Raw genomic sequence first — 23,010 nt, forward strand, 5'->3', positions numbered from 1 at the left:
TGACGCAACCTCAGACCGGCCGACAGTCGGCGCTACGTCCGTCAAGCGAAAGTAACATCCTCAGATGAGGCAATACGAGGGGTCAAATTTGCAAGCCGGTTGACACGCAAGGCCCGCCTCAGCAGCGAGCGCGATGGCGCCGAGCACGTCGTGGTCCCGTCCGAGCTGCTCGATCGCCCCTCGCCGGAGTTCATCACGGCCCTGGACAGCGAACGCCGATTGTTCGAGCTCAGAGCCACCGCGCGCCGGGGGCAGAAGTCGCAGCTCCGCCAGCGCATCGCGCAGCTCGAAGATGAAATCCGTGGCTACGCCGCCCTGCAGGAGGCCAAAGCGGAGGAGATCGAACTGATCCAACGCGAGCTCACGGGCGTACGGACTCTCTGGGAGAAGAACCTGATCCAGATGAGCCGGCTGACGGTTCTCGAGCGCGAAGCCGCGCGCCTCAAGGGCGAACTGGCGCAGTCGATGGCCGCGACGGCACAGGTGCGCGGCAAGGTCACCGAAATCGAATTGCAGATCATCCAGATCGATCAGGACCTCAGCAGCGAGGTCGCCAAGGAGCTGCGCGAGATCGACGGCAAGATCGGAGAATTCATCGAACGCAAGGTCGCAGCGGAGGATCAGCTCAAGCGGGTCGACATCCGCGCCCCTCAGAACGGGATCGTGCACCAGCTCAGTGTCCACACGGTCGGCGGCGTGGTCAGCCCGGCCGAGCCGGTCATGCTGATCGTGCCGGAGGCCTTCTGACCGTCGACGCCAAGATCTCGCCTGGAGACATCGATCAGCTCCATGTCGGACAGGCCGCAAGCCTGCGGTTCTCCGCCTTCAGCCAGCGCACCACGCCGGAAATCCAGGGCACGATCAGCCGCATCTCGGCAGACGTGACATCGGACCAGCGCACCGGCCAGAGTTTCTACACCGCACGGGTGGCGATCACGCCTGAGGAGCTGGCGCGATTGGGAGACGCGAGACTTCTGCCGGGAATGCCGACCGAAATCTTTGCCAAGACCCATGATCGCAGCGTGCTGTCCTATTTCATCAAGCCGCTGTCCGACCAGATCGTCCGGGCTTTCCGCGAGCGCTGACGTGTTCGCTTCACAACGCCGCCTGCAGGTCGGTCAAGGTCATCATCAGCGTCCGCGGATTTGCCGGTGAGGCTTCCACGCCGATGGCGCGATAGAACCTGACTGCCTCCTCAAAGATCGCATGAATGAGCAGTCCTCGTATCCCGATGGCACTTGCTGCGGCGAGGATGCGCAAGGAGGCGTCGCGGAACAGGGCGCGTCCCAGGCCCTGCTTCTGAAAGCCAACATCAATGGCAAGGCGGGCGAGAATCGCGACCGGTATCGGGTCCGGCATATTGCGGCGGAACTTTCCCGTAGCCTCCGAGCAGGCCAGTGCGCCTGCCGCTAATGCGTAGTAGGCGACGACACGCTTTTCATCGCAGACGACAAAAGTTCGTGACGCGCCGCTCTTTTGGTTGGCGAACGCGCGACGCTTCAACCAGTCATCAAGACTGGGATGTCCACACGAGAAAGCCGACACATCGTGGCTGCCATCAATCGGCAAAGGCGCGTGAAGCGTCATTCCCACGGCGCTTTGGTCTGCATCGTCCGCTTCAAGCGCTTGCTTGGCGACGGTGGCGCCTCCAGGCGCGCAACAAAATCGGCATAGGTCCTGGCATCTACCTGGATCACGGCGCGATCGAGCAGTGCCTCCTCGGCAGCGCGTCGAGCCGCCTCAAGGATAAAATCCGTACGCGTCTTTCCCTGAACCTTCGCCGCCCAATCGAACAGATTCCGGTCCTCCGGCTTGATCCGCATGTTCAGCGTGTCACGCGCGGCCGTAGGCATGGTCCACTCTCCTTGTCGAGCGGATCATATCAGACTTGCAATGACATTGTCATTACAAATCTGGAGCTACTCGACCGGGTGTCCGATCATTGCCGAGAGTTCGCGCACGACTCGGTCCGACATCTGGCCGGTCACCGGCAGCTTGCGGTCGCGCTCGAATTTGGCGATTGCGGCCTGGGTGTCGGAACCGATGGTGCCGGTCGGCTTGAGCTGGCCGAAGCCATATTCGGTGAGCGCCCGCTGCACCGCTGCGATACGCTTCGATGTCGCACTCTGGGTGGTCTCGCCGCGCGAGGGGATCGGCGCAGGCGGCCGGATGACATTTGCCGGAGCCGGCGGGGCTGAAGTCGACTTCAGCACAAGATTGGTCATCGGGTCGGAAGTCTTGGGATCGGGAGTCTTGGAATCGGAAGTCTTGGAAACAGAAGCCTTGGAGTCGGAGGCCCGCGGTTCCGCCCTTGGTTCGGAAGGCTTCGCAGGCTCGGCGGGTTTTGCTTCCACCGGCTGAGATTCAACCGGACGCGCAGCCGCCTCGACAGGTCGCGAACGCGGCAGCGGGCTGGTGACGGCGGGCGCCGGCGGCGGCAGCGTCACGACCGAACCGAACATCGGCGATGGATGACGGCCGGCCTGCAGGAACAGCGCATTGGTGACGATGGCAATGACGGCGCCGGCCGCGAGCACGGCGGCGACCGTGTCCTTCGGACTGTGCAGCAGCACGCGCATCACGAGGCCGCGCTCTTCCTCGGCTTCGATCGCAACCGCCTGCGCGCCACGACGGCGGCGCGGCATCTCGTCATCGTCAGCGACTTTTCTAGGCACTCTTCTTCACCTGCTGGGCTTGTTCTTGTAATCCCGATCGCAACGCGGGCTTCAGCGTCGCGATCTTGCCGGAAGGCTCCTGCACTGGCGGCGGCACAAACGAGAGCGGCAGCGTCACCGTCACGGTGGTGCCTTCGCCAAGCTTGCTCTCTACACTCATCTCGCCCTGGTGCAAGCCGACCAGGCCCTTCACGATCGACAGCCCAAGTCCCGTACCCTCATGGCGGCGCTGATAGGTCTTGCCGGCCTGGAAGAAGGGATTGCCGATCCGTTTGAGATCGTCAGCATCGATGCCGACGCCGGTATCGGTGATGCGGAGCATCAGCCGCGATCCCTCGACCGCAGCCGACACCGTGACGCTGCCGCCGCGCTCGGTGAACTTGATGGCGTTGGATACGAGATTGAGCGTGATCTGCTTGAAGGCGCGCGGATCGCCGTTCATCATGGGCAGATCCTCCGGCGCGCGGGTGATCAGATCGACGCCGTTCTCCCGCGCCTTCAGCGCCAGCAGGTTGCAGCAGTTGAGCAGCGCCGGGCGCGGCGCGAAAGGCTCGGGCGCAATCTCGAAGGTGCCCGTTTCCATCTTGGACATGTCGAGGATGCCGTTCACCACCGACAACAAATGCTGGCCGGAATCACGGATGAGCTGCGCATACTCCTTGCGGCGCGCCGCATCGAGCATCAGCACGTCTTCCTGGGCGATCATGTCGGAGAAGCCGATGATGGCATTCAGCGGCGTGCGCAATTCGTGGCTCATGGTGGCGAGGAACCGCGTCTTCGACGCGTCCGCCTGCTCGGCAGCGTTGCGCGCCTGCTCCAGCGCCTCCTGCTGCATCTTGCAATCAGTGACGTCGCGAATCACGGCAACGACTTCGCCCTCGCCTGCGGCCTGATCGAGCGGCCGGCAGCGCATCTCGACCCAGATGAAATCCGCCGACTGCATCAAACCGCGCGGCGCCTCCCGCCGCAGGCGGAATTCGACGCTGCGTCCCTCGCCGCCCCGTGCTGCATCCGACAACGCAGTGAGATAGGCCGGACGATCGGCGACATGGACGCGATCGAACAGGCCGTGCCCCATCAGCCGCGGCGCCGCCACGCCGAGCATCGCTTCCGCCGCCGGCGAGATGAATTGCACCGCGCCGTTACGGCTGTGGCGCGACAGCACGTCGCTCATGTTGTGCGCCAGGAGACGGTAGCGTTCTTCCTCGCGATAGAGCAGCGCCACGCTGGTACGCGCGAGCGACTCGGCGCCGAAAGCAAGGCCCGCGGCATAGAGCGTCGCCGAAACGACGCCGAACCCGATCAAGGCGCCCTGCAATGGCGCGCTCAGATTTGACGGCGGCAGCAGGTGGAAATGGCCGATCACGATCAAGGCTGCCGCACATGACATCGCAAGCGCAAAAGCGAATGCCACCACACGGCGCGAGGCCGACAGCGCCGCCTCGATCGGAACGACGATGAGCCAGACCGCGGCAAAGGATGCGATCCCGCCGGTGGCCGCCGCCACAATCATGACGAAGCCGGCAAGCGCCAGCGACGACAGCACATGCGCGCCTTCATAGCGGCCGGTGCGCGACAGGAACCAGGACAACAGGATCGGGGCGATCAGCCACGCGAAAGCGGCAACCTCGATCGCGGTCGGCGCGCCGCGCAGCGCGAGATAGACCGGAAACGCAGCGAACGCCGCCAGGCTACCGAGCAGACGCGGCGCCATGAAGGCGCGATGCCGCGCCCGCGTCAACGCATCATATCTCGCCGACGGATGCAGCAGGGCATCGAGACAATCGCGGATAATACTCAAAACACTCACGGCTTTCGCGCTTTCCGATCCTGCGTCAAAGACGAGTCGGAACGCCCCCATCATCTTGGACTCACCGTGTCAGAGTGAACTTAAGCGAACGCTAAGGCACAGCGCCCGGCCGCCAGACTCCGTGCATTCGCACGGCTTTTGCACATCACAGCGGGCGCATTTGGCGCGGATGGTGAACGCAAGGTTTCCGCGATCGATAACCTTATGGTTTCGAAATGGTGGATAGACCGGGCTCGTGCTGCTCGCCGGCATCAATCGAAAATTTACAGCGAATCAACGCGCCCGCGCATTTCGGCACGCATTTTCCGCGAATTTTCGACGATTTAACTTCAAGGCAAACACTTGCGTTTTATTGACCGCTGCTAGTCACGTGCGAATTGCGGATCAACCGCAAACGAAGATGACGGGGTCGCGAGATGTTTTTCCTGCTGCGCATGGCATTCTGGCTCGGGCTCGTGCTGGTGCTGCTGCCAAGGGACAAAACACCTGAATCGGAAAAGCTGCCGCAGATCGGCGCCGCCGAAGCCGTGCAGGCGGCGACCGCTGCTGTCAGCGACATGGGCCAGTTCTGCAAGCGCCAGCCTGCGGCTTGCGAGGTCGGCGGCCAGGCTGCGACCGTGATCGGTCAGCGCGCCACCGACGGTGCAAGGAAAATCTATCAGATCATCATCGACAAGAAGTCGCCGGACCACACCGGCTCGATCGGCTCGCCTGAGGATGCCGAGGTCTCCCTGGTTGCGTCCCGTGACACCCTGACGGCCGACGACCAGGCCATTGAATGGCGGCCGCCGCCCGCGCCGTGACCCAAAATAAGCCGGAACCGGCTGCATTTTCATCGCATTCGGCCGCCCGCGACCCTATATAACGATTGGAGTGATGGGACGCGGGTGACGATGACGATCGACGAAATCAGGGAGAATTTCTCGCTGCTCGACGAGTGGGACGACCGGTACCGGTACGTCATCGAACTCGGCCGCACCCTTGCGCCGATGCCGGAAGAAGAGCATTCGGCGGCCAACAAGGTGCAGGGTTGCGCGAGCCAGGTCTGGCTCTCCAGGAAGATCGATCACGCCGCCAACGGCGAGCCGCGGCTGCATTATCTCGGTGACAGCGATGCGCATATCGTGCGCGGCCTGATCGCGATCCTGCTCACGCTGTATTCGGACCGCACGCCCAAGGAAATCCTGGCGACGGATGCGGCCGCGATATTCGATGAGTTCGGGTTCCGCGATCACCTGACGCCGCAGCGCTCCAACGGATTTCGCTCGATGATCGAGCGTATCCGCTCGGACGCACGCGAGACGCTCGCGACTGCCGCTTCCTAGCCCTTCATTTTTGACGGGCTTTCTTCACGGAACGTTACTTCCGCTTCCGCTGCTGCTGACCGAGACCCATCTTCTTGGCAAGTTGTGAGCGCGCCACCGCATAGTTCGGCGCGACCATCGGATAGTCGGCCGGCAGTCCCCATTTCTCCCGGTATTGTTCCGGCGTCATGTTGTACTGCGTGCGCAGGTGACGCTTCAGCGACTTGAATCGCTTGCCGTCTTCCAGGCAGACCAAATATTCTGATGTAACCGATTTCTTCACGGACACCGCGGGCTTGGCCGGCTCGAGCGGCGCCTCGGTGCGTCCACTGGCAACCCGCATCAGCGCGGCATGCACCTGGCTGATCAGGTTGGGAATCTCCGAAGCCTGGGTCGGATTGTTGCTGAGATAGGCCGATACGATGTTGGCGGTCAGTTCGACAGGGCTTTTGCCGGTGGCATCGGTCATCGCGCAACCTTCTCTTGAGGCTTGGACGTTGGCAAAGGGGCAGGACCGCAGACAATATCGGGCTACGCCAATACATCAGCGGAGCCCCGCATTACTTGCCAAATATGAGCGGATTACCGGGAATCTAGCAAGAACGACGCGGCTTTATTTTTCAAGACGCGCGATTGCAAGTATTTCCCGATCTATGACGAACGCTGCTCGAGATGCGACCGCAGCTCGTCGATGGAGGCGAAGCGCATCATGCCTTCCGGCATCTGCGCCTCGATCGAACCGTCGGAATAGAGCGAATAGGCCATGCCGTCGACGACGCCCGATTTCAGCACCGTCACCGGCGGCTGCTCCTGCGGCTGCGGCGGACGACGGTCGGCCAACGGCGCGCTGGAACTCTCGCCTGGGGTCGAGGGCATGCGGGGCGCGCGGCGCGGCGGAAGGTCGGACGGTCGTTGCCGCTCCGGTCTCGGCCAGTTGTCATCGAAGTTCACCTGCTGCGACTCGCCCGATTCGGCGGCCGGCGCCAGTGGATTCGAACGCGGCTCCGGCGAGAGCATGTCGGGCGTCAAAGGCTCGCCTGTGCGTGGCTGGGCCCGTTCACGCTCCTTGCGCGTGGAGGAGAACATCAGGTTGCGCCGCTTGGGACCTGCCGGGCCAACCTCCGACGGTTCCGCACCTGGCGCAGCGACGGGCGGCAACTCGTTGCGGGCACGATCGCGCGCGGCAGCCTCGTGATACCAGGGCGGCGGGGTGGCACCGGCCGCCGCGGGTCCCTCCGGCTCACCGTCCCCAGAACCGTCTGCCGCTAGTTGACCGCGCCTGAACGGGAAGCCCCCCTCGGGCGCAGCCGCAGCACGCGGCGCAACGGGTGGCAGCGGGAATTCGTGGTGCGGCTCTTCGCGGAGCGCCTCTTCAGGCACCCCGGTGCCCAGGCGCCGGGCGAGATTCCGCAGCTCCCGGACATTGAGCCAGAGGCCGAACATGATCAGGCCGGTGCAGAACCCGAACACACCGGAGAGAATCAGCGTGCTGCCGACGCTGAATTCCTTGTATTGAATGCCATAGCCGATCGCCAGCAGGCCCGCCAAAAGCAGGCCAAAACCCGCGACCAACATCCCGACCATCATCAAACTCACCCCCGAAAACCGCGCTGAATCTACGCGCCGGCCCCCTATTCCACGATACCGTCATATTATGTGCATCGCCAACCAACAATTCCGGAGACGGTTCCTATCCGGATCTTGAACAGGATTACCGCTCTGTTCGCCTCTCAGGACAGCCGGCCGGCAACGCGCCCCCCCCCCCCCGTAGATTTACCGGCTACGAATTGATGCCAAATTGCTGCGACGCATCAGTAAATTACGCCACAATTCCCAATTACTCGTTAGTGGAACTGCGCTATATGGATGCCGGGGAATGAGGCCCTAAAGCGCCACCAGGGCCGAGGGACGCCGGGTCACCAATAGCCATGTCATCCATTACGACTTCTGCCATCGAAACGCCCACGCGGCGCTCGGTGGAAAAGACTTGCGATGATCTTGCGATCATCGTGCTGAGCGCGGTCGCGCTGATCGCGGGCCTCACGTTCCGTGATTATGGGCTGGGCTGGGACGATTACACCCACGCCGAATACGCCGACCTCCTGCTGCGCATGTATGGTTCCGGCTTCAAGGACACCGGCGCGCTGTCATTCGCCAATCTGTACATGTATGGCGGCGGTTTCGACATGGCGGCGGCGCTGCTGCACAAGGTCATCCCGCTCGAACTGTTCGAAACCCGCCGGCTGCTCGGCGCCGTCGTCGGCGTGATCGGGCTCGCGGTCACCTGGCGGCTCGGCCGCCGCGTGGGCGGTCCCCTGGCCGGCCTTGCCGCGCTGCTGTTGCTCGCGCTGTGCCCGACCTTCTACGGCCACATGTTCATGAACCCGAAGGACGCGCCATTCGCGGTGGCGATGATGATCCTGCTGATGGGCCTTGTGCGCCTTGCCGAGGAGTATCCGGCGCCCTCGCCGCGCACCATCCTGATCGTGGGGTTTGGCGCCGGGCTTTCGCTCGGCTGCCGGGTTCTCGGCGGTCTGGCATTGATCTACGCCGCGGTGGGTTTCGTGCCGCTGTTGCTTGACGAAGTCCGCAAGCAAGGCCCGCGCGAGGCGGCGCATCGCTTCGTCCATGTGGTCTACGTGCTGCTGCCCGGGTTGATCTTCGGCTATCTGGTGATGGGCCTGATCTGGCCGTGGTCGATCATGGAACCGGGCCACCCGCTCGAGGCCGTGACCTATTTCTCGCACTTCTTCGAGAAACCCTGGAAGGAGATGTTCGACGGCGCGCTGGTCTCGGTGCCGGATATGCCGTGGTCCTATCTGCCGACGCTGTTCGCGCTGCAGCTTCCCGAGGTGCTGCTGGGCCTCCTGGTCGCAGCTGTTGTCATGAGCCTGATGTCGCTGTCGCGCGCCGACGTCACCGCGCGGCGCAAGACCATCCTCTTGATGCTGACAATGGCTGCAACGCTGCCCCTGGTCATCGCGATGGTGAAGCGGCCGGCGCTCTACAACGGCATCCGCCATTTCATCTTCGTGATCCCGCCGATGGCGGTGCTGGCGGGCTTTGCCTTCGCCCGCACCATGGACTGGCTCGGCGAAAAGCGTCGGAGCTGGCAGCCGGTGGCGCTCGCCGTCTTCACCTTCGGCCTGCTGCTGCCGCTCAGCGAGATGATCCGGCTCCATCCGTATCAATATACCCACTTCAACCATATCGCCGGCACGGTCCGCGGTGCCGACGACCTGTTCATGCTGGACTACTGGGGTCTAGCCCTGAAGCAGGCCTCCGATGGCCTGCGCGAGCAACTGATCGAGCGACAGGAAATTCCGCCGGTTAACGGCAAATGGAAGGTCGCCGTCTGCGGCCCGCAGCGCCCGGCGCAGGTTGCGCTCGGCCCGGACTTCACCATCGGCTGGGACAGCCAATCCGCCGATTTCGCCATGACCCTCGGCGAGTTCTACTGCAAGGGCCTGACCGCGCCCGTGCTGGTCGAGATCAAGCGCGATGACGTCGTATTCGCCCGCGTCTACGATATCCGCGGCCGAAGCATTTCGAGCCTGCTCGCGATTCCTGCGCCGTAGGGCCCGCGCACAAGGGCATATCAGTCACGCCGAACCTGCCTTGCTGCCGGCCGGCGGCAAGGCTACGCTTCCCGTTGACAAATCAACACATGGGAGAAGCCGGTCATGTCGCCAGCGGAAGCTCGCCTGAAGGAAGTGTCCTCGGATATGACGGATGCCGAGTGGCAACAGCGCGTCAACCTCGCCGCCTGCTACCGCCTCGTGGCGCTGTATGGCTGGGACGATCTGGTCGACACTCACATCTCTGCGCGCGTGCCGGGGCCGGAGCATCATTTCCTGATCAATCCGTATGGCCTGATGTTCGAGGAGATCACGGCCTCCAGCCTGGTCAAGGTCGATCTGGGCGGCAATCTGCTGTCGAAGACCGACTACAACATCAACCCCGCCGGCTTCACCATCCATTCCGCCATCCACGAGGTGCGCGAGGACGCCGGCTGCGTGCTTCATCTGCACACGCCTGACGGCACCGCCGTCTCGAGCGATCCGGAAGGGCTGCTGCCGCTGAACCAGACCGCCCAGCTCGTCACCCACGATCTCGCCTATCACGACTATGAGGGCATCGCGCTCGATCATGACGAGCGCCCGCGGCTGCAGCGCGATCTCGGCAGCAAGAACCATATGCTGTTGCGCAACCACGGCACGCTGACGGTCGGCCGCTCCGTCGCCTCCGCCTTCGAGCGCATGTACCATCTGGAGCGGGCCTGCACCATGCAGGTGCGCACCCGCATGCTGGGCCCGACCGTCTACCCGGTCGAGCAGTCCGTGATCGACAAGAACACCGCGCTGCTCTCCAATCCCGACCGCGCCGAACTGCGCTCGACAACGCTGGTCTGGCCGCCGCTCTTGCGCAAGCTCGACCGCATCGACCCGAGCTTCCGCAATTGAATTTTCGGGATTTTGGTGTAAGGTTGCTTCTAACAACCTCTGCACTACCGAATAAAAAACGCCGCCCAATCCCGGGCGGCGTTTCAGCTTTCTGGGTCTGTCATTGCCGGGCTCGGCCCGGCAATCCATCAGTCTCCCGTAACAATCCGTTTCGATGGATGCGCGGGTCAAGCCCGCGCATGACGTGCGAGGCGCCTATCTCGGCAGCTCCGCGAGCGCGGCCAGAATCCTTGCCCAGGAGCGGATGCCTTTGTGGAAGCTCTTGAGGTCGTACTTCTCGTTCGGCGAATGGATGTTGTCGTCGTCGAGCCCGAAGCCGACCAGAAGCGAATCGAGGCCGAGCGTGCGCTTGAAATCGGCGACGATCGGGATCGATGCGCCGGAACCCATGAGAACCGCTTCCTTGCCCCATTCTTCCGTCAATGCGCGCTTGGCGGCGGCGAGCGGCTTCATGTTCCAGTCGAGTGCAATAGCGGGCGCGCTGGAATGGTCGCCGAACTCAACCGAACAATCGGCCGGGATCCGCGCCGTCACGTAGTCGCGGAACGCCTTTCGGATCTTGGCAGGATCCTGCCCTTCGACCAGGCGGAACGAAACCTTGGCCGAGGCGAGCGACGGGATCACCGTCTTCGAGCCTTCGCCGATATAGCCGCCCACGATGCCATTGATGTCGCAGGTCGGGCGCGAGGAAATCTGCTCAATCAGAAGACGATCCTTCTCGCCGGCCGGCACGGAGAGCCCAATCGGCTTCAGGAAAGTCTCGGGCGTCAGGTTGAGCTTCTTCCACTGCTCCAGGACATCCGCCGGCAGGTCCTTCACCCCGTCGTAAAAGCCGGGAATGGTGATGCGACCATTGTCGTCGAACAAGCCGCCGAGAATGCGGGTCAGCACGCGGATCGGATTCTGCGCCCCGCCGCCAAACACGCCGGAATGCAAGTCGCGGTTGGCGGCCTTGATCTTGACCTCGTCATAGACGAGGCCGCGCAACGACGTGGTGATCGCCGGCGTGTTCGGATCCCACATGCCGGTATCGCAGACCAGCGCGAAATCGGCCTTGAACTCCGACTTGTTGGCTTCCAGGAACGGCACGAAGTTCTTCGAGCCGACTTCCTCCTCGCCCTCGATCAGGATGGTGATGTCGACCGGCAGCGAACCCGCCACCTGCTTCCAGGCTCGGCAGGCTTCGATGAAGGTCATCAACTGGCCCTTGTCGTCCTCCGCGCCGCGCGCAACGATGATCTTGCGGCCATCGGCATGATCGGTGACCACGGGCTCGAACGGCGGACGGTGCCACAGATCAAGTGGATCGACCGGCTGCACGTCGTAATGGCCGTAGAACAGAACGTGCGGCCGGCCATCCGTGCCGCCATTGGCCTTGGCGACGATGGCGGGATGGCCCGCGGTCGGCCTGACCTCAGCCGCAAAGCCGAGCGTGGCGATGTCCTTGGCGAGGTGCTCTGCCGCCGCCTTGCAGTCAGCCGCGAAGGCCGGATCGGCCGAGATCGATTTGATCCGCAGGAGCGAGAACAGCCGCTCCAGGCTGTTGTCGAAATCGGCGTCGATGCGGTCGAGGACCGCCTGAAGCTTTGGATTGGACATCGCTGAATTTCCTAGCTGTGGGCGCTGTTGTCACCGAGTTTTAGCGCGCCTGCCGCCGCAGGCAAAGCGTCGGCGGCATCGGCCGCAGGCGAATGCCGCATATGCCAGACCAGTCCCCCCGCGAGCACGATGGTCGCCACGAGATTGTTACCATAGGCCTGCACATCGATCGGAAACAGCGGCAGCGACAACAGAAGCAGGCAGCCTGCAACGCCGAGCAGGATCCATGTCCCGGTCCTGACCGCCGGCCGCGGATCATAGGCGGCGCGATGCATCAGGACCGTCATCGGGAAGAACAGCCACAGGAAGTAGTATTGCCGCGCCAGCGGCGAGGCCACCGTCATCAGGCAGAACAGGATGCCGATCTCCTCCGCATCGGATTTCTCGGTCCGGCGCGATGCGGGCGGCATTACCGCGATATAGCCGAGACCAAGCGCGAGCGAGACCGCAAGCACGATCAGGTTCGCGGTCTTGAAGTCGAGATCGACGATGTTCATGTACCGCGCTGGCTTCGCCTTGAATGGATCGTCCTGGTTGTAGTTCACCGGACGCGTCAGCCGATGCGTCATCGCGATGATCGACTGGTTGACCCAGGACCAGTTCTGCTCGTCGCGCTGACCAAAGCCTTTTTCCGAGCTCGAGCCGACCATGCCCTGATACCAGGTCTTCAATTCCGTGACGTTGTGCTGGAAGCCGCGGAACGGCGCCGGCAGCACGAACAGGAACACGACGAGAAACACCAACGTACTCGCAACCGCCGTCCAGTGCCTGCGCCAGATCAGATAGGGCAATACCGCTACCGGAAACACCTTGATGGCGGTCGCCAGCGCAAACATGCTTCCCGCGAACCACGGCCGCTTCTGCCGCAACAGCCAGAATCCATACAGCATCATCGCCAGCAGGATCAGGTTCGGCTGTCCGAGATCGAACATATCGAAGACAAATGTGAGCGTAACGAGGCCGGGCAACGCCTCCAACAGCCAACCCGGCTTGCGGCCCGAGCCCGCCATCGCGTGCGACAACTGCGCCGTCATCCACCAGGCGATGATGTTGAGCAGGGAGAGCGCGAGATAGAGCGCAACCTTGCCGAAATAGCTGGGCGCTGCGAGCAGCACCGCCGGCAGCGGCGGGTAGATGAAATCAAAATAGGTATGGGGATCGGCGGGATAGAGATCCTTGCCCTGCAGCACCTGCTGCCCGGCCCAGTACCACAACGGATAATCCTTGGTCTTGCCGTGTCCGAAAATCTCGGGAACGAGCACATCGGCGGTCAGCGCGATGCAGCCGAGGAAGAACAGGATGTCGAGCGGTGCCCGAAGTGACGGATATCTCAGCACAAGCTCGTTCCAGACATCAGCAAGCCGTTGATCCTTTTCATTTCGTGATAACGCAGGGATTGCTTCGCTTCGATTGCAATCACGGTGGTTGGAGCGGAGAGCAGTCCCCGTTCGTCATTGCGAGGAGCGGAGCGACAAAGCAATCCGTCCCTCGTCACAATCTGGTGTCGCAGCCAGACCTTACCGCCGCAACAGCCCGCCGAGTGCGCCGCGCACCAGTGCACGTCCGATCGAGCCGCCGACCTGACCGCCGACCGATTTGCCGACGTCGGCCACGATGCCGCCGATCACCTTGTTGGTGACCGAACGGGTGACGTTGCGCGCGATGACCTGGCCGGTCGACAGCCTGCCGCGCCTGACATTGGTGCCAAAGATCGTGGCGGCAATATCGCCGATCTGCCCGAGAATGCCACCGCCTCCACCGGCTTCCGAACCGTCCGCCGGCGCCGCCGTGCCCTCGATCCGCTTTTGGAGTATCTCGTAAGCGGATTCGGAATCGATCGCGGTATCGTATTTGCCCTTGAATGGGCTTGCGTCGATGATCTTCTTGCGCTCTTCCGGCGTAACCGGCCCGATCCGCGCTGACGGCGGCCGGATCATCACGCGCTCGACTATCGACGGCGTACCGCTTCCTTCGAGGAAGGACACCAGCGCCTCGCCCTTGCCGAGTTCCATGATCACGCGGGCGGTATCGAGCTTCGGATTGGGCCGGAACGTCTGCGCGGCGGCGGCGACCGCCTTCTGGTCGCGCGGCGTGAAGGCGCGCAAGGCGTGCTGCACGCGGTTGCCCAATTGCGCGAGCACCTTGTCCGGCACGTCGATCGGATTCTGGGTGACGAAGTAGACGCCGACGCCTTTCGAGCGGATCAGCCGCACCACCTGCTCGATCTTGTCCAGCAGCGCTTTCGGCGCATCGTTGAACAAGAGATGCGCCTCGTCGAAGAAGAACACCAGCTTCGGCTTCGGCAGGTCGCCGGCCTCCGGCAGTTCTTCGAACAATTCTGAAAGCATCCACAACAGGAAGGTTGCATAGAGCCGCGGGCTCTGCATCAACTTGTCGGCAGCGAGGATATTGACGATGCCGCGGCCATCGCTGTCGGTCTTCATGAAATCCTTCAGCGTCAACGCCGGCTCGCCGAAGAATTTCGCGCCGCCCTGATTTTCCAGCACCAGGAGCTGGCGCTGGATGGTCCCGACGGTCGCCTTGCTGACATTGCCGAAGCTCTGCGCCGCTTTGCGGAGCGGCTCCAGCGGATCTTCCTCATCATCGGCGGCCTTCTTGCCGCCAGATGGCACGATCGCATCAAGAAGCGCGCGCAGATCCTTCATGTCGATCAGTGCAAGTCCGTTCTCGTCGGCGACGCGGAACGCGACGTTGAGAACGCCTTCCTGGACGTCGTTCAGATCGAGCATTCGTGACAGCAACAGTGGTCCCATCTCGGTGACGGTCGCGCGCACCGGATGCCCCTGCTCGCCGAACACGTCCCAGAACACCGTCGAGAACTGGTCCGGCTGGAATTTCAGCCCCATCTCGCTGGCGCGTTTGACGATGAAGTCCTTGGCCTCGCCGACTTCAGCGATCCCGGACAGATCTCCCTTGATATCGGCGGCAAAGACCGGAACGCCGGCGCGCGCAAATCCTTCCGCCATCACCTGCAGTGTGACGGTCTTGCCAGTTCCCGTTGCACCGGTAACAAGTCCGTGGCGATTGGCGAGCGCTAGCGTCAACCACGCCGCTTGTTCGCCCTTACCGATAAAAATCTTTTCGTCCGTATCGGCAATCTTGTTGTCGGAAATCGCCATCGCATCGCCTCTTCGCGCGTATCGGGAAGGTACCTTCCCCGAACGCAACCATCATATTGCATCTTGCCGGTCGATTAAAACTGTCAAGCGCCGCCAGCGCTTTTTTGCCACCCGGACGCGACATTCTCATCTTCTCTTTCGCTTGCGAGCCGTTCAAAAACCGATGACGCAACGCGATAGAACAGCGCGATTAGCATATGTACTCTTGCAATACTGCAACACTTCGCCTGTGATGAGGACGAAAAGTGGGATCATCTGCGCTCGTCGCTTGTAATTCATGGCACAGGCGCTCAAGATCAATTCCCAAGCAAGGTCCGGCGGCAAGCCGGCTGAGGGCGGGGCAAGATGGACGAACTGGTTGGACGGCTGGCCGCCGAGGCCGGCATCGATAGCGCTGTCGCCGAAAAGACCGTCGGCATCGTTCTGGGTTTCCTCCGTCGGGAGGGGCCATCCAGCCAGGTTGAAGCGCTGATCGACCAGATTCCGGGCGCGGAAGCGGCGATCGCGGCCGCGGACAACAGTGCAGGTCTCGTGCGATTGATGGGCGGTGGATTGATGGCTGTCGGCACCAGGCTGATGGCGCTCGGCCTCAGCATGAATGAGGTTCAGAAGATTGCGCGTGAACTTTTCCGGTTCGGGCGCGACAAACTCGGAGCGGATCAGATGGGCGAGATCGTCGCGGGGACACCAGGACTCAGCCAATTTGCTTGAACGCACCCTCAGGTTGAGTCATTCAATACCAGACATCATGACATACCCACTTTCCGAGATCGACGGTCTGAGCGCCTATTGCGCCTCGAAATTGAAGGCTCAGGGCATTCGCACCACTGACGCGCTGCTTGAAGCCGCCCGCACCGTCAAGGGACGCAAGACGCTCGCGGCCAAGACCGGCATCAGCGAACAACAATTGCTCGAATGGGCCAACGTCTCCGACTACATGCGCATTCCCGGGATGGGCAAGGCAAAGGTCGGGTTGGTCCGCGCCGCCGGCGTCACCACCGTTCGCGAACTTGCGCTGCGCAATCCGGCGCGGCTGGCGCAGAACATGAAGGACGTGAACACCAAGCGTAAGCTCGTCCGCGTCCTGCCTTCGGAGAAATCGGTCGAGCTCCTGATCGAGCGCGCGCGCAAATTGCCGCCCAAGATCACTTACTAAACCTGTTCGCTATTCCCGGCTTGACTCGCCGGTGCGGGACGCGCAAATCGACCGGCATGATTGCCGCGATGCAAAGGGACGCCCATTCCGGCGGGACTTCGGTGCTGCCGGCGCTGCTATCCCGGCCCTACCCGGCCGTGATGGGCGTGCTCAACATCACTCCGGATTCCTTTTCCGACGGCGGCCGGTTTGCCGCGCCCGAACAGGCGCTGGCGCAGGCGCGCAAGATGGTCGCCGATGGCGCTGATATCATCGACATCGGCGCCGAATCCACCCGCCCCTATGGTTCCCAGCCGGTCTCAGCCGAAGACGAGTTGCGGCGGCTTAAACCCGTACTGGCGGATGTCGTCGCGCTCGGCGTGCCCGTATCGATCGACAGCATGAAATCGGACGTCGTGGCCTGGGCGCTCGATCACGGCGCGCTCATCGCCAACGATGTCTGGGGCCTGCAGCGCGATGCCGGCATGGCGCCCCTGGTCGCGGCGCGGCATGTGCCCGTCATCATCATGCATAACCGCGACAACGCCGATCCCTCGATCGACATCATGAAAGATGTTTCGGCCTTCTTCGCCCGTTCGCTCGACATCGCCGCCAAGACTGGCATTTCGACGGACCAGATCGTGCTCGATCCCGGCATCGGCTTCGGCAAGACGCCGCAGCAGAGCATGATGGTGCTGGCGCGGCTTGCAGAGCTTTCCGCGTTCGGCCTGCCGCTTCTCGTCGGCGCCTCGCGCAAGCGCTTCATCAGCACCGTGACGCCGTCGGAGCCCGACCGGCGCATCGGCGGCTCGATCGCGGCGCATCTCATCGCCGCGCAAGGCGGCGCGCAGATCATCCGCGCCCACGACGTTGCGGAAACGGTGCAGGCATTACGGGTGGCGGCAGCGATCAGGGGGCAGCAATGACCGATACGATCTTCATCACCGGCATCTTCATCCATGCCCGTCACGGCGTGATGGAACACGAGAGCGAAGTCGGGCAGCGCTTCGTCATCGATCTTGAACTCTCCGTGGACCTCTCCGAATCCTCGCGCACCGACAAGCTTGCCGACACCGTCTCCTATTCAAACGTGGTGGCGACCGCAACCGAGGCATTCAAGGATGCCAATTACAAGCTCCTAGAGCGGGCCGCGGGCGCGGTGGCGGAGGCGGTGCTGTCGACCTTCCCTCGCATCAGCGCGGTCAAGGTCACCGTGCACAAGCCGCACGCGCCGATCGCCGCGATCTTCGAGGATGTCGGCGTGGTGCTGACGCGCACGCGGCAATCAGCCGCGCATGGCTAGCGCGCTGATTGCATTGGGCGGCAATCTCGGCGACGTCCGCACGACGTTCAACAAGGCTATTCCCCAAATCTGCGGCATGACGCAGGCCGCGCTGGTGGCCCGCTCGGCGGATTATGCCACGCGCCCCTGGGGCGACGAGCAACAGCCAGACTTCGTCAATGCCTGCATCGAGATTGAAACCAGCCTCGATCCCCACGCGCTATTATTCTGTCTGCAGAAGGTCGAGGCCAAGTTCGGCCGCGACCGCTCTCCCGAACGCCGCTTCGGCCCGCGCACGCTCGATCTCGACCTGATCGCCTATGACGATGTCAGCATCGACCGGCCGGAGTTGACGCTGCCGCACCCTCGTCTGTTCGAGCGCGCCTTCGTGCTGGTGCCGCTGGCGGAGATCGCGCCCGACCGTGTCATTGCGGGACGGCCGATCAAAGATGCGCTGGCGGCGGTTTCGACCGACGGTATTGTACGGCTCCCGGAGCCGTAGTCCCGGTTGGGTGGAACACGCAACCCGGGTGTGCGTCTGCATCTATGGGCGGTCCCGGGTTGCGCTGCGCTTCACCCGGGCTACGGGATTGCGGTACTGAAAACAGCGTTTGGCTTGGCGGCTTCGGCGTGGCAATTTCCGGCCAAATGGCGAGGACGACTTGAGGAACGATAGGGCGGATGACGACCACGACTGACGATCTGCGATTGGCGGCCGATTTCGCGCCGGCGACTTACGAGGACTGGCGCAAGCTGGTGGACGGCGTCCTGAAGGGCGCGCCGTTCGAGAAACTGGTCGGCAAGACCTATGACGGGATCAAAATCGAGCCGATCTATCGTCGCGCCACCAATGCCAGCCCGATCGCCGGCCGCGGCCAGGCTGCGCCCTGGCAGATCATGCAGCGGATCGATGATCCCGACCCGCGCCGCGCCAATGCGCAGGCGCTGCATGATCTCGAGAATGGCGCCACCGGCCTCGCGCTGGCCTTCGCCGGCGGCAGCGGCGCCCATGGCTTCGGACTCGAGCCGACAGCGGAAGCCGTCGACAAGGTGCTTGACGGCATCTACCTCGACGCCGGCATCGCCCTTGATCTTCAGATTGGCCCGCAATCGCGGATGGCAGCGATCCACGTCGCGGAATATGTGAAGCGCAGGGGATTTGATCCCGCCAACTGCGACATCCGTTTCGGGCTCGATCCGCTGGCGGCCTGCGCGGTGTGGGGCTTTAGCCCCTATGACTGGGGCGAGATCGTGCCGGCGGTGACCGGTGCCGTCAAAGGCCTGGTGGCGCTCGGCTTCAAGGGGCCTTTCGCCGCCGCCGACGGGCGCGTGATCCATGATGCCGGCGGATCGGAGGTGCAGGAACTCGCCTTCGTGCTGGCAAGCGGGGTCGCCTATCTGCGCGCCCTCGAACAAGCCGGTGTCGCGCTCGAGGATGCCCAAGGCATGGTCTATGCGCGGCTCAGCGCCGATGCCGACCAGTTCCTGACGCTGGCGAAATTCCGCGCGCTGCGGCTCCTGTGGGCTCGGATCGAGCAAGCCTGCGGACTGACGCCACGGCCATTGTTCATCGCCGCCGACAGCGCCTGGCGGATGCTCACGAAGCGCGATGCCTATGTGAACATGCTGCGCGCCACCATGGCCACGTTCGCCGCGGGGCTTGGCGGTGCCAACGCCGTCACCGTGCTGCCGCACACGCTGGCGCTCGGCCTGCCCGACGACTTTGCCCGTCGCGTTGCGCGCAACACGCAGCTCATTCTTTTGGAAGAGTCCAATCTCGCAAAAGTATCCGATCCGGCAGCGGGCTCCGGCGGCATCGAGACGCTGACGAAGGAGCTTTGCGAAGCGGCCTGGTTGTTGTTCCAGGAAATCGAAAGAGCCGGCGGCATCTTTGCCGCGCTTCAACAGAACCTGATCCAGCGCAAGGTCGCCGCGACGCGCGCGGCGCGCGAGGCCAACATCGCCAAGCGTCGCGACGTGCTGACCGGCGCCAGCGAGTTTCCGAACCTGCACGAAGCCGATGCGACGGTGCTGGAAGCAAAGCCGGTTGTGCTACCAGCTTATGGTGAGGCCAAGTTCAAGTTCGACGCGCTGTCACCGATGCGGCTCGCTGACCCCTTCGAGGCTCTGCGCGACAAATCCGACGCAAAGTTGAAGTCGAGCGGGGCCCGTCCAAAAATCTTCCTCGCCAATCTCGGCACGCCCGCCGACTTCACCGCGCGCGCTACCTTTGCGAAGAGCTTTTTCGAGACGGGCGGCATCGAGGCGCTCGACAGCGAGGGATTTTCCGATCCCGCGGCGCTCGCGGCCACCTTCAAGGCGTCGGGGACCGCGATCGCCTGTCTGTGTTCCTCGGACAAGGTCTACGCGGAACAGGCCGCTGCGGCTGCCAAGGCCCTTCAAGCCGCCGGCGCAAGGCATATCTATCTGGCTGGACGGCCGGGGGAGCTGGAAGCCGCTCTGCGCGCGTCCGGCGTGACCGATTTTGTCTTTGCCGGCTGCGACGCGCCGGCGACGCTGCAGGAAGCCTATCGGCGGATGGAGTGAGCATGACGTCGAGCCAAAAACCCGTTCTGACCGGCGGCTGCCAATGCGGTGCCATCCGTTTTGCGGTGACGGCGGCACCTACGCGGATCAGCATCTGCCATTGCCGGATGTGCCAGAAGGCCTCCGGCGCGCCGTTTGCCTCCTTCGCCGATATCGAGCGGACCGATTTCACCTGGACCCGTGGTAAGCCGGCGTCGTTCCGTTCCTCTTCAATTGCCGAGCGCGACTTCTGCCCCGCCTGCGGCACCCCCTTGAGCTTCCACCTCATCGACGGTCCCCGGATCGAGATCATGACCGGCGCCTTCGACCGGCCCGACATGGTGGTGCCGACCCGGCAATACGGCACCGAATCCCGCCTCGGCTGGGTGGTCGGCATCGCGAACCTGCCGAGCCAGACCACGCAACAGAATTACGGGCCGGAGAAGATGGCGACGATCGTCAGCCATCAGCATCCCGACCATGATTGAGGTGAAGTCGGTGGCTTACCCAGACGAGCTTGCCGAACTCGAAGCGGAGCGCGATCGGTTGCGATCCATGATTGCCTACCACGAGCGTCCGGTCGTCGAGCGTCCAGTCTTCGCCTTTCCACAACCGCCGCTCTGGGTTCGCTTCGTCCTCGTTGGGATCGCCGGCGGAATTGGGGCTTTGGTCGTCGCGGGAGTTCTGGCAGGTCAGATCTCCCTTTCGTTTGTTGTTTTCTCGGTAGTGTTGCTGGCTCTGGCGGCGTACATTTTGCCTTTGAAGTTCAGCGTGTTCGGTACCTCTATGCGGGTCGGAGACCTCTTAGGGTTCGTCGGAACGTTTCCGCCGCAACTTGCCACTCCCGGAGCGCCCGAAGCTCGTCAGCGTCTCCTGGACTGTGAGGCACAAATAACGAAATTGAAGGAACGCCATTGATGAGCCGTATTCCGAACTTCGCCGATGTCGCGTTTGCGCCTACCGCCGGCGCACCGCCCACTGGCTCGGTCGAACCATGGCTGACGCCCGAAGGCATCCCGGTGAAGCCGGCCTACAGCGAGGCAGATCTCGCCGGCATCGACTTCCTCGAGACCTGGCCGGGCGTCGCACCGTATCTGCGCGGCCCCTACCCGACCATGTATGTCAACCAGCCCTGGACCATCAGGCAATATGCCGGCTTCTCCACGGCAGAAGATTCCAACGCCTTCTATCGCCGCAACCTTGCTGCGGGGCAGAAAGGCCTCTCGGTGGCGTTCGATCTCGCCACCCACCGCGGCTACGACTCCGATCATCCGCGCGTCTCCGGCGACGTCGGTATGGCCGGCGTTGCGATCGACTCTATCTACGACATGCGCACGCTGTTCGCAGGCATCCCGCTCGACCAGATGAGCGTGTCGATGACCATGAACGGCGCGGTGCTGCCGATCCTCGCGCTGTTCGTGGTGGCCGCCGAGGAACAGGGCGTGCCGCCGGAGAAACTGTCGGGCACCATTCAGAACGACATTCTGAAAGAGTTCATGGTGCGCAACACCTACATCTACCCTCCGTCGCCCTCGATGCGGATCATCTCCGACATCTTCGCTTTCACCTCGCAGCGGATGCCGAAGTTCAACTCGATCTCGATCTCCGGCTATCACATGCAGGAGGCCGGCGCGACGCAGGACCTCGAACTCGCCTATACGCTCGCCGACGGTGTCGAGTATCTGCGCGCCGGCCTTGCCGCCGGTCTCGATGTCGACCGCTTCGCGCCGCGGCTGTCGTTCTTCTGGGCGATCGGCATGAACTTCTTCATGGAAGTCGCCAAGATGCGCGCCGCGCGCCTGCTGTGGGCCAAGCTGCTCAAGCCGTTCAACCCGAAGGACCCGCGCTCGCTCTCATTGCGCACGCATTGCCAGACCTCGGGCTGGTCGCTGACCGCGCAGGACGTCTTCAACAATGTGATGCGCACAACCATCGAGGCGATGGCGGCAACGCAAGGGCACACCCAGTCGCTGCACACCAACGCGCTCGATGAAGCGCTGGCGCTGCCGACCGACTTCTCCGCCCGCATCGCGCGCAACACCCAGCTCTTCCTGCAGCAGGAAAGCGGCACCAACCGGATCATCGATCCCTGGGGCGGCTCCTACTATGTCGAGCGGCTGACCCGCGATCTCGCCGCCAAAGCCTGGGGCCATATCCAGGAAGTCGAAGAGCTCGGCGGCATGGCGAAAGCGATCGAAGCCGGCGTGCCGAAGCTGCGCATCGAGGAAGCTTCGGCCAAGACCCAGGCGCGGATCGATGCCGGCAAGCAGGCGGTGATCGGTGTCAACAAGTACAAGCCGGAGAACGAGGCGCCGATCGACGTCCTGAAGGTCGACAATACCAACGTGCGGCGACTGCAGATCGACAAGCTGAAGCGGCTGCGGCAGGAGCGCAATCAGAAGGACGTCGAACAGGCGCTGGCGGCGCTGAGCCGTTCGGCCTCCGAAGGCAACGGCAATCTGCTGGCGCTCGCCATCGACGCGGCGCGCGCCAAGGCGACCGTCGGCGAGATTTCGGACGCCATGGAAAAGGTGTTCGGCCGCCACCGCGCCGAGATCAAGTCCATCACCGGCGTCTACAAGCGGGAGGCAGCCGCCATGTCCAACCGGGTCGAGAAGGTGCAGGCGCTGATCGACGCCTTCGAGGAGGCCGAGGGCCGCCGGCCCCGCATCCTGGTGGCGAAGATCGGCCAGGACGGCCACGATCGCGGCCAGAAGGTGATCGCATCGGCCTTTGCCGATATCGGCTTCGACGTCGATATCGGGCCGCTGTTTGCCACCGCTGACGAAGCCGCCCGGCAGGCGGTGGAAAACGACGTGCACATCCTCGGCGTCTCCTCGCTCGCCGCCGCGCATCTGACCGCGGTGCCGGAACTGAAGGCCGCGCTGAAGAAATACGGCCGCGAGGACATCATGATCATCATCGGCGGCGTGGTGCCGCCGCAGGATTACGAGGCGCTGTACCAGGCGGGCGCGGAAGCGATCTTCCCGCCGGGCACCGTGATCTCCGACGCCGCCGAAGAACTGATCCACAAGCTCAACGCCCGGCTCGGCCATAGCGAGGCGGCGGAGTAGCC

General features: G+C 63.3%; 24 protein-coding genes. 15 read left to right on the plus strand and 9 right to left on the minus strand.

All coding sequences use genetic code 11. The features are described 5' to 3' along the window. The first annotated feature begins 72 nt into the window (after positions 1–72). Both ACZXDY_RS31375 and ACZXDY_RS31380 read left to right on the plus strand, forming a co-directional pair. Positions 73–747 carry a hypothetical protein gene (locus tag ACZXDY_RS31375; RefSeq protein WP_464348197.1) on the plus strand — a complete coding sequence of 225 codons (675 nt, stop codon included), beginning with the start codon at positions 73–75 and terminating at the stop codon, positions 745–747. A 29-nt stretch (positions 748–776) separates the two neighbouring features. Beyond that, entirely contained in the window at positions 777–1,085 is a 309-nt protein-coding gene (locus ACZXDY_RS31380) for a hypothetical protein (RefSeq protein WP_464348198.1), read from the plus strand. A 10-nt stretch (positions 1,086–1,095) separates the two neighbouring features. On the opposite strand, the gene ACZXDY_RS31385 is transcribed toward ACZXDY_RS31380, so the two are convergent. The 4 genes from ACZXDY_RS31385 to ACZXDY_RS31400 all read right to left on the minus strand — a co-directional run bounded on the left by ACZXDY_RS31385 (position 1,096) and on the right by ACZXDY_RS31400 (position 4,536). Then, on the minus strand, positions 1,096–1,587 hold the full coding sequence (locus ACZXDY_RS31385) for a GNAT family N-acetyltransferase (RefSeq protein WP_464348176.1): 492 nt from the start codon (positions 1,585–1,587) through the stop codon (positions 1,096–1,098). Then, positions 1,584–1,853, minus strand: coding sequence for a type II toxin-antitoxin system TacA family antitoxin (locus tag ACZXDY_RS31390; protein ID WP_456642972.1), 270 nt, complete (start codon positions 1,851–1,853; stop codon positions 1,584–1,586). The genes ACZXDY_RS31385 and ACZXDY_RS31390 overlap by 4 nt, the downstream gene beginning before the upstream one ends. A 66-nt stretch (positions 1,854–1,919) precedes the next feature. Beyond that, positions 1,920–2,675: a peptidoglycan-binding domain-containing protein gene (locus ACZXDY_RS31395; RefSeq protein WP_464348177.1), complete on the minus strand. Its 756-nt coding sequence runs from the start codon at positions 2,673–2,675 to the stop codon at positions 1,920–1,922. Next, the gene (locus tag ACZXDY_RS31400; protein ID WP_464348199.1) at positions 2,668–4,536 is read right to left on the minus strand and encodes a sensor histidine kinase; all 1,869 of its coding nucleotides are present in this window, start codon (positions 4,534–4,536) and stop codon (positions 2,668–2,670) included. Before ACZXDY_RS31400 ends, ACZXDY_RS31395 begins: the two co-directional genes overlap by 8 nt. A 365-nt stretch (positions 4,537–4,901) precedes the next feature. On the opposite strand from ACZXDY_RS31400, the gene ACZXDY_RS31405 reads away from it, so the two are divergent. Beyond that, positions 4,902–5,288: a DUF5330 domain-containing protein gene (locus ACZXDY_RS31405; RefSeq protein WP_130227226.1), complete on the plus strand. Its 387-nt coding sequence runs from the start codon at positions 4,902–4,904 to the stop codon at positions 5,286–5,288. 90 nt (positions 5,289–5,378) lie between these two features. Further along, on the plus strand, positions 5,379–5,810 hold the full coding sequence (locus ACZXDY_RS31410; protein ID WP_130227227.1) for a SufE family protein: 432 nt from the start codon (positions 5,379–5,381) through the stop codon (positions 5,808–5,810). Between the two features lie 34 nt (positions 5,811–5,844). Here ACZXDY_RS31410 and ACZXDY_RS31415 read toward each other — a convergent pair whose 3' ends face one another. Both ACZXDY_RS31415 and ACZXDY_RS31420 read right to left on the minus strand, forming a co-directional pair. After that, positions 5,845–6,258, minus strand: a complete 414-nt coding sequence (locus ACZXDY_RS31415; protein ID WP_028166163.1) for a Ros/MucR family transcriptional regulator — start codon at positions 6,256–6,258, stop codon at positions 5,845–5,847. Positions 6,259–6,440: 182 nt separating this feature from the next. Further along, on the minus strand, positions 6,441–7,376 hold the full coding sequence (locus ACZXDY_RS31420) for a DUF308 domain-containing protein (RefSeq protein WP_464348200.1): 936 nt from the start codon (positions 7,374–7,376) through the stop codon (positions 6,441–6,443). 341 nt (positions 7,377–7,717) lie between these two features. Here ACZXDY_RS31420 and ACZXDY_RS31425 point away from each other — a divergent pair, with 341 nt between their 5' ends. Together ACZXDY_RS31425 and ACZXDY_RS31430 are read left to right on the plus strand one after the other, a co-directional pair. Further along, positions 7,718–9,367, plus strand: coding sequence for a glycosyltransferase family 39 protein (locus tag ACZXDY_RS31425; RefSeq protein WP_464348178.1), 1,650 nt, complete (start codon positions 7,718–7,720; stop codon positions 9,365–9,367). A gap of 105 nt (positions 9,368–9,472) precedes the next feature. After that, complete coding sequence (locus tag ACZXDY_RS31430) at positions 9,473–10,252, plus strand: class II aldolase/adducin family protein (protein WP_028166166.1); 780 nt, start codon at positions 9,473–9,475, stop codon at positions 10,250–10,252. Positions 10,253–10,447: 195 nt separating this feature from the next. Here the strand turns inward: ACZXDY_RS31430 and ACZXDY_RS31435 are convergent, their stop codons facing one another. The 3 genes from ACZXDY_RS31435 to ACZXDY_RS31445 form a co-directional block, all read right to left on the minus strand. Beyond that, positions 10,448–11,851: a M20/M25/M40 family metallo-hydrolase gene (locus tag ACZXDY_RS31435; protein ID WP_464348179.1), complete on the minus strand. Its 1,404-nt coding sequence runs from the start codon at positions 11,849–11,851 to the stop codon at positions 10,448–10,450. Positions 11,852–11,862: 11 nt separating this feature from the next. Then, a complete protein-coding gene (locus ACZXDY_RS31440; protein ID WP_464348180.1) occupies positions 11,863–13,188 on the minus strand; it encodes a glycosyltransferase family 87 protein in 1,326 nt (441 codons plus the stop codon). 180 nt (positions 13,189–13,368) lie between these two features. After that, entirely contained in the window at positions 13,369–14,991 is a 1,623-nt protein-coding gene (locus tag ACZXDY_RS31445; RefSeq protein WP_464348181.1) for a helicase HerA-like domain-containing protein, read from the minus strand. A gap of 345 nt (positions 14,992–15,336) precedes the next feature. On the opposite strand from ACZXDY_RS31445, the gene ACZXDY_RS31450 reads away from it, so the two are divergent. The 9 genes from ACZXDY_RS31450 to scpA all read left to right on the plus strand — a co-directional run bounded on the left by ACZXDY_RS31450 (position 15,337) and on the right by scpA (position 23,008). Continuing rightward, positions 15,337–15,702, plus strand: coding sequence for a DUF2267 domain-containing protein (locus ACZXDY_RS31450; RefSeq protein WP_464348182.1), 366 nt, complete (start codon positions 15,337–15,339; stop codon positions 15,700–15,702). Between the two features lie 37 nt (positions 15,703–15,739). After that, entirely contained in the window at positions 15,740–16,147 is a 408-nt protein-coding gene (locus tag ACZXDY_RS31455) for a DUF4332 domain-containing protein (RefSeq protein ID WP_130227233.1), read from the plus strand. 68 nt (positions 16,148–16,215) lie between these two features. Next, the gene (gene folP, locus ACZXDY_RS31460) at positions 16,216–17,052 is read left to right on the plus strand and encodes a dihydropteroate synthase (protein ID WP_464348183.1); all 837 of its coding nucleotides are present in this window, start codon (positions 16,216–16,218) and stop codon (positions 17,050–17,052) included. Continuing rightward, positions 17,049–17,429, plus strand: coding sequence for a dihydroneopterin aldolase (gene folB, locus ACZXDY_RS31465; protein WP_464348184.1), 381 nt, complete (start codon positions 17,049–17,051; stop codon positions 17,427–17,429). The genes folP and folB overlap by 4 nt, the downstream gene beginning before the upstream one ends. Continuing rightward, entirely contained in the window at positions 17,422–17,910 is a 489-nt protein-coding gene (gene folK, locus ACZXDY_RS31470; protein WP_464348185.1) for a 2-amino-4-hydroxy-6-hydroxymethyldihydropteridine diphosphokinase, read from the plus strand. The genes folB and folK overlap by 8 nt, the downstream gene beginning before the upstream one ends. Positions 17,911–18,089: 179 nt before the next feature. Next, on the plus strand, positions 18,090–19,955 hold the full coding sequence (locus tag ACZXDY_RS31475) for a methylmalonyl-CoA mutase family protein (protein WP_464348186.1): 1,866 nt from the start codon (positions 18,090–18,092) through the stop codon (positions 19,953–19,955). Positions 19,956–19,957: 2 nt separating this feature from the next. After that, entirely contained in the window at positions 19,958–20,422 is a 465-nt protein-coding gene (locus ACZXDY_RS31480) for a GFA family protein (RefSeq protein WP_456642982.1), read from the plus strand. Beyond that, positions 20,415–20,852 carry a hypothetical protein gene (locus ACZXDY_RS31485; protein ID WP_464348187.1) on the plus strand — a complete coding sequence of 146 codons (438 nt, stop codon included), beginning with the start codon at positions 20,415–20,417 and terminating at the stop codon, positions 20,850–20,852. Before ACZXDY_RS31480 ends, ACZXDY_RS31485 begins: the two co-directional genes overlap by 8 nt. Further along, the gene (scpA, locus tag ACZXDY_RS31490; protein WP_028166178.1) at positions 20,852–23,008 is read left to right on the plus strand and encodes a methylmalonyl-CoA mutase; all 2,157 of its coding nucleotides are present in this window, start codon (positions 20,852–20,854) and stop codon (positions 23,006–23,008) included. The genes ACZXDY_RS31485 and scpA overlap by 1 nt, the downstream gene beginning before the upstream one ends. Positions 23,009–23,010: the final 2 nt, after the last annotated feature.

This window comes from Bradyrhizobium sp. LeoB3 (assembly GCF_055456055.1).